Annotated in this window: 11 protein-coding genes; 4 read left to right on the top strand and 7 right to left on the bottom strand. The window is 39.5% G+C overall.

All coding sequences use genetic code 11. The annotated features are described in order from the left end of the window. Positions 1-2: 2 nt before the first annotated feature. A complete protein-coding gene (locus NSQ71_RS07580) occupies positions 3-1,571 on the bottom strand; it encodes a plasmid pRiA4b ORF-3 family protein (protein WP_340733553.1) in 1,569 nt (522 codons plus the stop codon). Positions 1,572-2,144: 573 nt separating this feature from the next. Here NSQ71_RS07580 and NSQ71_RS07575 point away from each other — a divergent pair. From NSQ71_RS07575 to NSQ71_RS07570, 3 genes are all read left to right on the top strand, one after another. Continuing rightward, positions 2,145-3,086, top strand: coding sequence for a Gfo/Idh/MocA family protein (locus tag NSQ71_RS07575; protein ID WP_063386903.1), 942 nt, complete (start codon positions 2,145-2,147; stop codon positions 3,084-3,086). 40 nt (positions 3,087-3,126) lie between these two features. Next, complete coding sequence (locus NSQ71_RS18530) at positions 3,127-3,330, top strand: HAD hydrolase family protein (protein WP_445684706.1); 204 nt, start codon at positions 3,127-3,129, stop codon at positions 3,328-3,330. A 408-nt stretch (positions 3,331-3,738) separates the two neighbouring features. Further along, the gene (locus tag NSQ71_RS07570; RefSeq protein WP_066249019.1) at positions 3,739-4,980 is read left to right on the top strand and encodes an MFS transporter; all 1,242 of its coding nucleotides are present in this window, start codon (positions 3,739-3,741) and stop codon (positions 4,978-4,980) included. Positions 4,981-5,388: 408 nt separating this feature from the next. Here NSQ71_RS07570 and NSQ71_RS07565 read toward each other — a convergent pair whose 3' ends face one another. The 6 genes from NSQ71_RS07565 to allC all read right to left on the bottom strand — a co-directional run bounded on the left by NSQ71_RS07565 (position 5,389) and on the right by allC (position 12,157). Beyond that, positions 5,389-6,738, bottom strand: a complete 1,350-nt coding sequence (locus NSQ71_RS07565; RefSeq protein WP_339199674.1) for an allantoinase — start codon at positions 6,736-6,738, stop codon at positions 5,389-5,391. A 52-nt stretch (positions 6,739-6,790) separates the two neighbouring features. Further along, a complete protein-coding gene (locus NSQ71_RS07560; protein ID WP_066249026.1) occupies positions 6,791-7,843 on the bottom strand; it encodes an ABC transporter substrate-binding protein in 1,053 nt (350 codons plus the stop codon). Positions 7,844-7,860: 17 nt separating this feature from the next. Then, positions 7,861-8,706 (bottom strand): ABC transporter permease, encoded by an 846-nt coding sequence (locus NSQ71_RS07555; protein ID WP_339195139.1) that lies wholly within the window; start codon positions 8,704-8,706, stop codon positions 7,861-7,863. Between the two features lie 14 nt (positions 8,707-8,720). Beyond that, positions 8,721-9,443 carry an ABC transporter ATP-binding protein gene (locus tag NSQ71_RS07550; protein WP_066249032.1) on the bottom strand — a complete coding sequence of 241 codons (723 nt, stop codon included), beginning with the start codon at positions 9,441-9,443 and terminating at the stop codon, positions 8,721-8,723. Between the two features lie 201 nt (positions 9,444-9,644). Next, entirely contained in the window at positions 9,645-10,889 is a 1,245-nt protein-coding gene (locus NSQ71_RS07545) for a pyridoxal-phosphate-dependent aminotransferase family protein (RefSeq protein ID WP_340733550.1), read from the bottom strand. Between the two features lie 20 nt (positions 10,890-10,909). Beyond that, positions 10,910-12,157, bottom strand: coding sequence for an allantoate deiminase (gene allC / locus NSQ71_RS07540; RefSeq protein ID WP_340734418.1), 1,248 nt, complete (start codon positions 12,155-12,157; stop codon positions 10,910-10,912). Positions 12,158-12,335: 178 nt separating this feature from the next. Between allC and NSQ71_RS07535 the strand changes: the two genes are divergently transcribed. Continuing rightward, positions 12,336-13,952: a PucR family transcriptional regulator gene (locus NSQ71_RS07535; RefSeq protein WP_340733548.1), complete on the top strand. Its 1,617-nt coding sequence runs from the start codon at positions 12,336-12,338 to the stop codon at positions 13,950-13,952. Positions 13,953-14,114: the final 162 nt, after the last annotated feature.

The raw sequence follows: 14,114 nt of genomic DNA, 5'->3' as shown, positions 1-14,114 counted from the left end.
TCCTAAAACATTTCAAAAGTTCTGCGGACATGTTCGGACGCAGGAGTCCGCGGCACTTCCATCGTCCGGATCGGCAGTTTGCGCAGCACCGGGGCGAGCATTTGCTTCGTTTCTTTTTTCATGCGGATTTCCCGCGGTATTTTCCCGAGCCGCAGAAGCATGTCCAAAAAGCTTTTTTGCACGCGCATCGCCACATTCTCGATCGGAAGCAAATCGTTATGGATGATAAACCCAGTGTTCACATCCACCGCCAGTACAAATATCGGAAAATACGGGCGCTCCCCGCGCTTCTCTTGAACCGGCCGGTTGATATACCCCGCGTCAAATTCTATGCTGCCATGGTATACTTGTCCAATATTTTTCACCATTTCAATCAACTTCGGATCGACAAGCAGTTCATACGTCGGCGCTTTTTCCTCGACTTCCAGCTTGGCAAGCGGAATGAGATCATCGCGCCAAACGACATTCCCATCCTTCTTTTCACCGATGCGGGCAAACATCTTTTCATCCTGCGGAAACACTGAAAGCGAAAGTTCTCCTTCCCCAGCGCGCCGCGCGACATCCAACGCCTGATCAAGCGCCACTGTCGCCAACTTCGCCTCCTCTTCAGAAATCGTCCACGGATAGTACCCTGGGTCAAAGCTGCGAAACTGCGGCCACTGCTTTTTGCCGCGGAATGTCATGCCTAGGGAGCGGAGGAGCTCATAGTCTTCCTTGCTTAATTCATTTCGGTCAGCAAAGGAAATGAGCACCGCCCGCTGTGTATAAACAGGATCTTGTTCGGGATATGGCTGTTTGAATAAATGCTGCAGACTTTTGTATCCTTGCTCCCCGATATATACGACCATGCCATGCTCTTGGCCAAGCGCGCCAATGACGGAACAATATAAGCGCTCGTTCGTTTCCGGATCGATGACAAGGAAAATTTCATCATCATCCATCCATTGCCACGGCGCTAACCGGTTAAACGCCACCGCTTTTTCCAACAGTGCCCGCCATACGTTGCCTTGTGTGGCCTGCGCTCCCTTCTCCATCTCTTTTCGCGCTTTCTTTTGGATTTCCTTGCCAACTTTTTTGCTCAGTGGAGCCAGTTTTGCATTGACCATTGCTGTCAATTCCTTTGTCTCGATCGCCTCTGGATTCCACCCTTCGCCCATGCTGTCTTCTTCAGGCGCAACACGCACCGCCTTGAGGCAAACTGGATAGACGAGATCTGGCTGCGGCTTCACTATTTTTTCAAGCACGATCTCATGTTCCCAATCGTCGCCGAAGTCATAAATATACAAGCAGCGGTCTCCCTCCTGCACAAGCCAATCGAAAAGCCGCTCCTTATGCTCTTCATAGTCCGCATTGCTCCATCTATCACCGACATCATTGCCGATTTCGATGCGCAGCTTCGCCGTTCCGCGCGTCTTCGTGATGTAAAACGTATGCAAATGCCGGTCTTCCCAGTCAAACGCTTTTTGCAGCACGCGATGAAGCTCGGCAAACGTCATATCGCCTGGCACCAATAACCGCCGCCATACCGGCGGGCGAATACCTTTTAACTGCACCTTTAGTTGATAAATCAATCTATTTACCTCCATATCATCGAGAAATTTTCCTTCTTTTCATTCTATCATTTATTTATCACCATTGCTAAGAAGATGGCAAAATGCGAGACAAAGGATTACCAAGCTGCTTAAGCAAGTCGTGAAGCAACTTCTCTAAATATTCGTAACTTTTTCTTCCGTTTCCAAAATTCCATACCGTTCTTTTTCAATTCCCGCAATGTTTTTCCTTGCGTATTCGGTGCCAAGGCAATCCCGAACCGAATAATCTTAAGGGTACCAATAATACGGCCAGTATAAATGTAATGGTCGGTCCGATTGACCAAGCGAGTTGGGTTGCTCCCACTCTGAATGCCGGTTTATCCTTTTCAGAAATTCGATCAAAACAGATAAGCAGATGAAAAGAAACTGTCGTTTACTCTTTTTTTCGGGACTTTTCAGACAGCTCTTACTATGTTAGTATGTTTTGGCTTTTATTGACATGGAGTTTTAAGTTAGTTCAAAAAAAAAAGATAATCGAATAAAAAGCTGCTGCAGAACATGTTATAATATGATATTCATGTACAAATATGAACAATAAAGGTGGGATTCGTTATGAGATTTGGTATTATAGGAACAAACTGGATTACCGACCATTTTATAAAAGCTGCAAGCGCACACCCGGAATTTTCCCTCGGCGCTGTTTATTCGAGAACAATGGAAAAAGCAAAAATGTTTGCCGAAAAATATCAAATAAAACACGTGTACACCAACCTTGAAGAAATGTTTCAAAGCGGCAATATTGACGCCGTTTATATTGCATCCCCCAACAAATTCCATGCCGAACAAAGTATTTTGGCCATGAAAAATAGAATTCACGTTCTTTGCGAAAAGCCGGCAGTAACGTCCGTGCAAGAAATGGATGAGGTCATTCAAACAGCCAAAACTTACAATGCCATGTTTATGGAAGCGATGAAATCAACCGTTACACCGACCTTTTTAAATTTAAAAAAACATCTTGACGAAATCGCTCCGATCAGACGATTTGTTTTCCATTACAATCAATATTCTTCACGATATGATAAATATAAAGAAGGAATTATTGAAAACGCCTTTAAACCGGAATTAGGAAACGGTTCGAAAATGGATTTGGGTGTATACTGCTTAGCACCAATTGTTCATCTAGTCGGCGAACCAAAATCCATAGTAAAAAATCACTATTACTTATCCACCGGTGCAGACGGTCAAGGAAGTATGATTTTAAATTATGATAATTTTGAAGCAGTCGTAATGTATTCCAAAATAACAGACTCCTTTTTCCCTAGTGAAATCCAAGGAGAAAAAGGTGTTATTGAAATTGACAAAATCAGTGATCCGAAGAAAGTTGTCATCAAATATCGAAACGGTGAAATAAAAGATTTAACCGTGGAACATAAATTTGAAACGATGTATTATGAAGTAGAAGAATTTATAAACTGCGTGAAAAACGGCAAAATTGAATCCGATATAAATAGTCATGAACGGACAAAACAAGTTGTGAAGCTGTTGACGATGTAGTGAAATTCCTAACGCCAGTGGAAAAATGCTAATGAAATGAATCGCAATCGACTTAGACGGCACACTTTTAACAACTGATCATATGATTAGCGAACGAAACCGTGAAGCAATTGTAAATGCACAAACAAAGACAAAGCCTCTTTACCCATTTAAAGGCAGAAGAGGCTTTCTGTTTTTCTCTCCGCTATTTTCTTTTCCGCACGTTCAATCATTGTTGGCACGGCTCCTTTTGAAACATAAATAATTGGCAATTTGGCTGTATGATAAATAATGGCCTCCAGACGTCAAACAAACTTCTCTCTTTCGATTTGCTTGCAATTCCTCATAGTGAAGATAAAAACCCCAAAAAAGTGTTATATACGCATTTCATTTTTAATGCTTGATTGATTATTTTTAGGAAAACTTTGCCAATCCTTTGATTTGCATCGGTTGAACAGAGATTTTTGCACGATTGGGGGCGACGACAATTGGCTTATTCAAATCACTGAGACCTTCTTCTGTAAAATAACCACCATCTCGGAATATGAACTGATTTTTGTCGCGATTGACGGAGAAAAATATTGGAAAAAATGGCTTGACTTAAACATCCAATTCGGTAAAATAGAAAAAATATTGAATCTTTAAAATTTTGAAGTTAGGAGACTAAACTAAAATGATGTTACGATTTCACTATGCTTGGGTTATTTTATTTGTCACGTTTTTATCTCTTTTAGCTGTTCAAGGTGTTCGTCTTTCTTTCGGGGCTTTTGTTGAACCTTGGGAAAGGGAATTTTCAATGGACAGAGGGACGGTATCGCTAATTTCGACATTAAGCTTTATCGTTTATGGACTTTCCCAACCATTTATAGGAAGGTTAGTTGATAAATTTGGGCCTCGTATAATCCTTTCTGTCAGTACTTTTTTGGTGGCAGTTAGTATTCTATTAACAGCTTTTGTCCATCATCCATGGCAATTGTTTATTCTATATGCCATATTTGTATCACTTGGGGTTGGCGGAGCGTCAAACGTGGCTGCAACAGTAGTCGTTACAAACTGGTTTAATGAAAGACGAGGATTTGCTTTAGGGATTGTCGAAGCAGGGTTTGGAGCCGGACAAATGCTGTTGGTACCAGGATCTCTATTATTAATTCAATGGTTGAATTGGAAAGCAACGGTCATCATCTTGGGATGTTTTTTAATGATTGTTGTGTTTCCAATTGTCCTGTTAATTTTACGAAACCATCCTAATGAAAAAGGTATGTTGCCAATTGGCGGAATGGATCAAGAAGAAAGCACAACTGAACAGCCAAGTAAATTCAATGATTTTTCAATTTGGGATGCTTTTCGTAAAAAACAATTTTGGTTCTTGATTTTACCATTTAGCGTTTGCGGTTTTACCACTACAGGTTTAATGGATACACATCTTATCCCTTATGCCCAGTTGTGTGGAGTTCCAACAAGTGCGACTAGTGCAGCAGTAACTATATTGGCTGCTTTTAATATTGTAGGAATACTATTTTCTGGTGTGTTAGCAGATCGCTGGAGTAGTCGAAAAATGCTCATCTGTCTATATGTTATACGGGCATTATCGTTGTTTATTCTATTCTATAGCTATAACCCTCTGCTATTAATTATTTTCGCTATCGTTTTTGGATTGGTTGATTTTTCCACTGTTGCTCCTACACAATTGTTGGTCACGCAATACTTTAAACAACACTCTGTTGGTTTTATCATTGGTTGGCTATCTTTCAGCCACCAAATTGGATCAGCACTAGGAGCCTATGTGCCGGGTTTACTATACAGTTACCACGGGAATTATAATGTTGCTTTTTATTTTTCAATAATCATATTAGTCATTTCAGCAATCCTCACCTTCTTTCTTCCTGAATTTTCTAAAGAAAAGGTAACGATTTAGGAGAAGGCACCTATGCGATTTTTTGGAGACCTCGAACCTGTTGTCACTCGGCAAAAAAGCTGAACAAATTCGTAAGACTGACCTATTCATTTATTTATTGGGCCAACCTCAATATTCGCAGATCCCCTGTTCACATTTTTATTTGCCTAACCAAACTTCCTGTTTCGGTTTTCCGACAAGTCCTTTAAGGCTGCAGATAACGTGCTAAAAATTTTTTTGAAAACTTTTCACGGAACATGATTGCAAAATGGAGGATACGGAAAACGTTCAAAAAAAAGCTGTCCAGAAAGTCAAAATCCATTGAAAACGAAACATTATAAACATTGATATATCAACGTTTCTAAAACATTAAAGGGGCGTTTATAAGCCGGAAAATCGACTTATTAGACAGCCCCCTTACCCTTTCCATCATAACTTCAGCCATTGGCCAAGAGGCTTGGAAGCCCGTATGCGCCCGTTGTCAAATACCAATTTCCCCCGTTGAAATGTCGCAAGGATTTTGCAAGGAAATGTATGATTGACATATAAACTATGCTTGTGTTTTTGAAGCAAACTGTTTTTCTCGACTGTGAAGGAGTCTTTTAAACTTATAATCACAAAATCTGCGTCTTTTCCTTTTGCAATTTCCCCTTTTTTCCCGTCCAATCCAAATCGTTTGGCGGGTCTAGCAGATGTCCAATGAATCAGCTTCGGAAAAGGAATGCGATAGCGAACCGCTAGTTCGATCATCGCCATCAATGTAAATTGTCCCCCGCTGATTCCTCCCCAAACATTGAAAAAATTCGTTTCATCTTCTTTCAAGCTCCATGGCGACGGGGAATGGTCGGATGCGACAAAGTCAATCTGATCTTTTAAAAACAAATCAACCAATTTTTTTTGGTCGCTTAATTCGCGCAATGGGGGAGCGCATTTTGCAACCGCTCCAAGCTTTTTCGTATGTTCATGGTCAAACAAAAGATAATGCGGGCACGTTTCCAATGTGACATCAAGTCCTCTTTTCTTCGCTTGCTGGATTTCTTCAACGGCTTCTGCACTGCTGATATGAACGAAATGCAAAGAACAGCCGGTCTGTTCCGCAAATGTAATGGCTTTTCTGACAGCTAGCCATTCCGCAGCAATCGGTCTTGATTGTAAATAATCGTCCGGACCGAATTTTTCTTGCCGCTCTTTTTCTCTCTGCAAAAATTGCACCATTGCACCGTCTTCTGCATGAAGAGCCAAAATTTTACGCAAGCCGGCGATCGTTTTCATTCCATTCAAGAGCGTATTATCATCAACCGCTGCGAACTCTTTATTGCCGCTCGGAGACATGAAAGCTTTAAATCCGACAACTCCTTTTTCGGCAAGAGGCGCTAAATCATTTTCATTGCCCGGAACAAGCCCGCCCCACAATCCAAAGTCAACGAATGACTTTTCCTCGCCTATTTTTCCTTTTTGTCGAAGAGCTTCAAGATCAGTTGTAGAAGGGACACCGTTCAGCGGCATATCAAAAAACGTTGTACAGCCGCCCGCTGCAAGCATAGATGAACCTGTTGAAAAGCCTTCCCAATCCTCTCTGCCCGGTTCATTGAAATGAACATGGACATCAATCAATCCGGGAAAAACGTATTGGCCTTCCGCATCCCAAACGACATCGGCTTCCCCGTCAATGTCATCGCCAATTTCAACAACAATGCCGTCTTTAACAGCTAAATTTGTTTTTTTCACTTCGTCATGAAACACAACGCTGCCGTTTTTGACTATAAGATCGTAGATCATTTTTATCAAACTCCATTTAAAATAAAAATTTTTCCATCATGCTTTTTTCATGTTATTTGTTATTCATAAGTTCCGGTTCAACTTCTTCTAATAATGAAAAATCAATATAATCTTTCTTATTTGGGATATTTTTGATATTTCCTACACTCAATAAATATTCTCCTACTTCAGAACCATTGCTTTTGTTCATAAAGGAATCGTCGACTTGCATTGTATAAACATTTCTATTCATAATTTCCTTTAACTCGCTTTCTTCTAAATGAAGTTCAGGCGCTAAAATTTTAATTGCTTCTTCTCTATTCTTATTAATGTAATCTGTAGCTTTTATTAAAGCCCTAATGATTGCTTTTACCGTATTCGGATTTTCTTTTAGGAAATCATCCGTTACTTGCAGTGTTGTATGAACACTCATCCAATCAACAGATTTTTCTTTTTCATCAAAATTGTCAACCGTACCGCTAAATAGTAGTTTTCCTCCGCTGTTGATAGCCTTCGTTATAAACGGTTCCCAAGCAGCCATTGCATCAATATCACCTTTTTCAAGAGCAGTTAAAGCATCGCTAGGAGCTAGGTTCACAAAATTTATCTTTTTTATGTCAACATTATAATCGTTGGCCATATTTTGAATTGCAATCATTACATCAGCACCACTAGGAATACCTATTGATTTTCCTTCCAAATCTTTTGGAGAATTAATTTCAGCATGCTTGCCCGCTACAACCGCTTGTGTTCCTGCAATTTGTGCAAGCGGAGCTACGATTTTCACCTTAACGCCTGAGGAAGCTAAAATAATATCCATAAAATTTGTTTGTAAACTAACCGGAGCACTTCCACCAGCAATCATAGGTCCAATATCTGGTCCGCTTTCAATTAATTGGTTTGTTACGTTTAGCCCTTCTTCCTTAAAAAATCCTAACTTATCTGCAATGATTTGTTGTGAAGAAATTTGCGCATCTCTTACCCCTACTAATGTTATATCCTTCACTTCTAGTTCATCACTCGCTTTATTACTATTTTCACTAGTTGTTGTCGAACTGTTTGAACCGCACGCAACGATTGCAAACATTGTCAAAAAAACTAGGCAAAAAAGAAAAATTTTTCTCATTTATAATTCCTCCCTTATTATTTTTCTACAGCATTTTCAAATCCGCCTGTTCTCCATTTCAATAGTTTTTTCTCAATCACTTTTAATAACAAGGAAAAAAGACTATATTCAATACCTATTAAAATAATAGCTACATACATATTTAAAATTTTCATATAGTTTCGAGCGTCCACAATAATATACCCTAAACCACTTTTTGCACCCATCATTTCTGAAACCACTAATGCTGAAAAAGCCAATCCTAAACTTATTTGACATCCAGTAAAAATATTTGGTAATGTTGACGGAATAATAATTTTCTTAAATATTTGTCTATCATTTGCGCCTAAGCTTAATGCAGAACGAATATAAGAAGAATGAACACTTTTAATTCCATCAATTGTATTCGTCATAACTGGAAAAAATGTTGTCCAAGCAATTAATATAATTTTTGGAATTTCGCCAATTCCGAACCAAATAATAAATAAAGGCAGCAACGCTAAAGCTGGAATAGGACCGATCATGTTAAAGACAGGCATAAACCAAAATTCAATCTTCTCTACCCTTCCTATCAATAATGCGGCAATCACCCCGAGAAGAACTCCGATTGCAAAGCCAATTACTATTCGGATCGTACTCGACACAATACTGTCTATAATTAATCCTGAATGAAATAGTTCTACACCATTTAGAAATATAAGTGAAGGCGGTGGAAAAAAAACGGGATTTACTATGGAAAAATTTATATTTAATCTTGTAATGACTTCCCATAAAACAAAAAAAGCAATTATTGGAATAGCATGTAAATATTTTTTATTTCTAACCTTGCCCACTTTTTTCGTATAGACAGAAACTGCTTCTTGTCTGGCCGCCATATTTTTCATAAGCTTCCTCCTAACTAGCTGACAAAATGCTCTTCTAAATTCTCCATCAAAATACTAAATTCAGGATCACGATAATTTCGAGGACGGGGTAAATGAATCTCTAATTCTGTAGCAATCATTCCATTTTTCATGACAATCACTCTATCTGCAAGATAGACAGCTTCAGCTAAATCATGGGTAATAAATATAATAGTAGGCTTTACTTCTTTCCATATACGAATTAGTTCAGTTCTCATATTTTCACGGGTAAACATATCTAACGCTCCAAAAGGCTCGTCCATTAACAAAATTTCAGGTTCTCCGGCTAAAGCTCTTGCAATGCCGACGCGTTGTTTCATACCTCCTGAAAGTTGTTCAGGATAATGGTTTGCATAGTCTGATAAACCAATTAATTCTATATAACGTAATGCTTTTTCCAATGCTTTCTTTTTTGGCATCCCTTGCACGATTGGTCCAAAAGCGATATTTTCTAAAACAGTGAACCAAGGGTATAGTGCATGATCTTGAAAAACGACTCCTCTTTCCTTGGAAGGTTTTGTTACAAAAGATCCGTTTACCTTAATCACTCCTTCATCTGGTTTAATAAATCCCGCAATCAAATTTAATAGAGTTGATTTTCCGCCGCCACTGCTTCCCAATACACAAATAAATTCATGCGGTTGAACAGTAAGGTTTATCCCTTTTAAAACAAGATGATCATTATAAAACTTTTTTACATTTTCAACTATCAATGTCATATTTCTCATCCCTTTATGTAACTTTTATTAACGCAAAATGAAACTATATTGGTATATTATACGTAATTCTTTGATTTATCCACTGTCAAAATAAATAAAAATTAAAAAAGATTTTGTGTAAAATATCAAAAATTAAAAAAATCGAACAACTGTTTTTGGTAACAATTGTTCGATCAACATGTTAAAAAGTATCATAAATATCTAAGATGATACTTTACTTTTTTGTTTCCCATACATATTCAGCGCTGCTTGTGCTCCTTCACCTCTGTTTATGCGAACACCGTGATAGATGAGAACTGCCTCCAATGCTGTCAGCAGCTTGAGAATATTTTCTTTGCGGCAGCTGTAGCCCATTGTACCGATCCTCCAGATTTTTCCGTGGAGCGGGCCAAACGAGCTGGCAATTTCAATCCCGAATTCATCCAGCAGCATGCGGCGCACGGATTCTCCATCGACGCCCTCCGGTATGTTGACGCATGTGACGGTCGGCAGTTTAAAGCGTTTATCGCCGAACAATGTGAGTCCCATTGCTTCCAGCCCGGCCATTAATGCCCGTTCATGGAGGCGGTGGCGTGCAAATCGATTATCCAATCCTTCCTCCATAATAAGCCTCAAGCCTTCACGCAATGCGTAAAGCATTGATGTAGCTTCCGTATGATGATTTAATCGCCGCGGGCTCCAATAATCTTGAAGCTGGCTTAAATCAAAATAGTTGCTAATAATTGTTTGACCTGTGGCCATTTGCTGATCCAATTCCGTCCGAATTCCTCTTTCTACCTTTTTACGCGACAAAACGATTTTTTCAATTCTGTCATTATATGTGATGGGAGCCATCCCTGATGGAACCGATAAGCATTTTTGCGTCCCGCCGATCACGCCGTCAAGCTGCCATTCGTCGACATTCACGTCCGTTCCTCCAATTGTCGCAACCGCATCGACTACAAGAATTACATCCATCTCCCGGCAAGCTTTCCCGATCTCCTCAAGCGGCTGCATGCACCCCGTTGAGGTTTCCCCATGGACGATCGCGACTATTTTCGGCTGAACCTTCTTTATTTCTCTAATTACATCCTCCGGGTCAAACACCGTTCCCCATTCACGCTCAATTGTAGTGACATCAGCCCCGTAGCGTTCGCATATTTCGGTTAATAAATAGCCGAACCGGCCATATATTGGGATCAGCACTTTGTCGCCCTGTTCGATAATGCTCGCCAGCATCGCTTCAATGCCCGATCTGGAGGTTCCATCGATAGGGAACGCCCATTTGTTGTCCGTACGAAATAAATAGCGAAGCATTTCCATTACTTCATTCATGATCGAAGTAAATGCAGGATCAAATTGGCCTAAAATCGGCGTACTCATCGCTTGTAAAACTCTCGGATCGACTTCAACAGGCCCCGGTGTCATGATCGTTCTATTAGGTGTCTGTAGAGGCAGAAATTTCATTTCGTCCACAATCCTTTCTTTTAATATGCCAATCTATATAAATAATGGATTAAAAACTTAACGCCGCTTTCTAAATGAGCAGCTGCGGTATATTCCTTCGGCGAGTGGCTGATTCCGTTATGACTCGGGACAAAAAAAAGCGCAGTCGGACAATAGGTTCCAAACATTTGCGAATCATGTCCCGCCCCGCTAACCAAGATTTCATGAGACAGATTTTGCTCTTCTGCAATTTCTTTTGACAGCCTCAGCAATTGTTGATCCATTTTGACCGGCTTGACGTTCAGCCATTCATTTATCAAAATATCGACATTGTATTGTGCGCTCACATTTTTAAAATGACGTGAAAATGTTGCACAAAATTTCTCCAGCAGTTCTTCCTCGTGATGACGGATATCGATCGTAAAAACGACTTCACCTGCAATCACATTCGGAACGTTAGGTTCAACCTTTATTTTGCCGACGGTCACTCTTAGTTGGTCGCACACCTGTTTGGCTTGTTTCATTAAATAGGTAATCAGTTCAGAGGCAATGGCCACCGCATCTTTCCGGCAGGGCATCGGGGTTGTTCCTGCGTGGTTGCTTTCACCGACAACCTTTACTTGATAGCGGCGCTGTCCAACAATGTCGCTGACAATGCCCAACGATTTTTTCTTTTTTTCTAACACAGAGCCCTGTTCGATGTGCAGCTCAATAAAGCATTGAATATCGTTTCGAAATGGCTGGCGAAATCTTTCCTGTCCAAAACCGCATTCATTCATTGCTTGCACAAACGAAATCCCTTTAGAATCAACAATTTTTTGTATATGTTTAAAAGAGCGCCTCCCCGTTACAGAGCCTGACCCCCAAAATGTAAGTGGAAACCGACTGCCTTCCTCTTCACATAAAGATACGACCTCAATCGTTTTTTTTGGTGTTCCAAAACGCTTTAATAAATAATGAGTCGCCAACAAGCCGGCAATAATGCCGTATGCGCCGTCATATTTTCCTCCTTCAATAACCGTATCAATATGCGAACCAGTTAAGATTGTTTTGGAGGATGGAGATAATCCTTCTGCTCGGCCGAACAAGTTGCCGACGTCATCAAAATATGGAGCTAATCCGCATTCCTCCATTTTCTCCTTCAACGCTTCCTGCGCTGACAGCCATTGTTCACTATATAACAGCCGGGTAACTCCGCCTTTTTCCGTTTTACCGAATGTTGCAAGCCATTCGATCAGCCTTTCAACTTCCTCTTCAAGCTGAATGGGCCCAAGTAAATGAACGGTCATATCTCTTCCCTCTTTTCTATTCAAAATAAGCAAATATCCTTGTTACATTTTGTTCCATAAAATGTGAATTTACTTTATTTTATCGTTATTCTTTTTCATATACATTGGCAATTTTGATATAAATTTCACCATCTTTTGTGCATGTTCACTAAAATTTGAAGACAAAGGGGCTGAAAAAATGAAAATTTCCGAAATATTAAAAATTCCCGTTATGAAAAATGCCAAGCTCATCGCCGGCCATAACGGAAAAGATCGAGAAGTTTTCAGCGTCAATATGATGGATGCACCGGATATCATCGATTTCCTGAAACCGAATGAACTGCTTGTAACAACTGCCTTTCATTTAAAAGACAATCCGAATGATCTGCTCGCACTCATCAAAAATATGGCGGATCAGCAATGTGCAGGGTTGGCAATTAAAATGAAGCGATTTTTGGAAGAAATTCCGGAGGCTTGCCTGAAGTATGCAAATGAAAAAAATTTCCCAATTATTGAATTGCCGATCGAGGTTACGTTAGGAGAGGTTGTGAACCAGACATTAAGCTATATATTGGACAAACGGACAAACGAATTGCTCAATGCGATTGAAATCCATCAGCAATTTACAAACCATATTTTAAGAGGAAAAGGGCTCGTCTCATTACTGGAAAATTTGGCAAACTTGATCGGCTGTCCAATTTTACTGTTGGATCAGCACTTTCAAATGATTGCTTCTTCATCTTCCGTTACATCGAGTCTGCCGGAAATCGAGGAAATGTACACAGACGGATTTCGTTTTTTCTTACAGCCAAGCTCTTACACTTGTTTTTCCATTATTTCTAGTAAACGAACTGTTTCCGTTTTTCCCATTTACACTCATGAAAGCAACAGCGGATGTTTAATTGTTTTTGATGCCATTCCTTTTCACAGTCCTTCGCTTGTGTTGACGATTGAACAAGCGACAAATGTCATTTCATTTGAATTGATGAAAAAAAATGCTCTTAAACAACATAAACGAAAAGTTCAAAATGAATTTTTTATCAATTTTACAGATGGCGCCTTTCAATCAAAAGAAGAGATTGTCATTAAAGCAAAAGAATTTAAAATTCGCAATGATCAATCGTATTTTTGTGCAGCAGGAAAATTGGATGAAAGAAAAAAATCTTTAACGTTTACACAATTCCATAAAGAAAATGAACGGATTTTTGAATTTATGGAAAAAGAAACTGATGCGTTCCCAAATCCTGTTCATTTTTTTGTGAAGGGGAACGTAGGCATTTTGCTCTTCCCGATTCAAAAATCATGGCTGGAGCTTCATTCTTCCATCATGCCGTTTTTAAAGGAATTGCAAGCGAAAATTAGAAGCAGGTTCCAACGGACTGTCTCATTCGGCATCGGCAGTCTTTGCCAACAATTTTTAGATGTAAAAAAAGGCTATAAAGAAGCGTTGGAAGTGCTGGAAGAAGAACAGTATTCCGGAAATCAAGAATTCATTCAAATTCATAAGAAAAAAGATATTTATACGCTATTGAAAATGATTCCAAAAGAAGAGCTGATTGATTTTTACGAACAGATTTTGACAAACCTTTCAGACCCGGCAGACACTGAAAAACAGGCTCTGCTGCAAACGTTGTTTTTATTTTTGGAAAATCATTGTCAAATTTCTGAAACAGCCAAAAAGCTTTTCGTTCATCGCAATACGGTGATCTATCGATTAGAAAAATGCGAGGAGCTCATCGGAAAAAGCTTAAAGGATCCAGAAGCCACTATTAGCCTCCGCTTGGCATTCCGCATAAAAAATTTGCTTCAATTATAAAAAAATTGAGGCAAGAGCTTTAGTAAATGAAAATGTAATTTGTCTATAAAGCTTTAGATACATTAACTAAATTTTGCAAAAACGATTATGTAATTCAACCAATGACTTCACTACATCGTTCTTTTATTATGAAAAACAAATAACATCTAATGTTAGATTTTT

The organism is Aeribacillus sp. FSL M8-0235 (genome assembly GCF_038000355.1).
Taxonomy (GTDB): Bacteria; Bacillota; Bacilli; order Bacillales; family Aeribacillaceae; genus Aeribacillus; species Aeribacillus composti.
Note: the sequence above shows the minus strand (reverse complement) of the source record. Positions and strands in the feature narration are given on the sequence as shown.

Coding starts and splice junctions, on each gene's coding strand:
- NSQ71_RS07575 (WP_063386903.1), top strand. CDS start 2,145: ATGAGATTTGGTATTATAGGAACAAACTGGATTACCGACCATTTTATA.
- NSQ71_RS07570 (WP_066249019.1), top strand. CDS start 3,739: ATGATGTTACGATTTCACTATGCTTGGGTTATTTTATTTGTCACGTTT.
- NSQ71_RS07565 (WP_339199674.1), bottom strand. CDS start 6,738: ATGATCTACGATCTTATAGTCAAAAACGGCAGCGTTGTGTTTCATGAC.
- NSQ71_RS07560 (WP_066249026.1), bottom strand. CDS start 7,843: ATGAGAAAAATTTTTCTTTTTTGCCTAGTTTTTTTGACAATGTTTGCA.
- NSQ71_RS07555 (WP_339195139.1), bottom strand. CDS start 8,706: ATGAAAAATATGGCGGCCAGACAAGAAGCAGTTTCTGTCTATACGAAA.
- NSQ71_RS07550 (WP_066249032.1), bottom strand. CDS start 9,443: ATGACATTGATAGTTGAAAATGTAAAAAAGTTTTATAATGATCATCTT.
- NSQ71_RS07545 (WP_340733550.1), bottom strand. CDS start 10,889: ATGAAATTTCTGCCTCTACAGACACCTAATAGAACGATCATGACACCG.
- allC (WP_340734418.1), bottom strand. CDS start 12,157: ATGACCGTTCATTTACTTGGGCCCATTCAGCTTGAAGAGGAAGTTGAA.
- NSQ71_RS07535 (WP_340733548.1), top strand. CDS start 12,336: ATGAAAATTTCCGAAATATTAAAAATTCCCGTTATGAAAAATGCCAAG.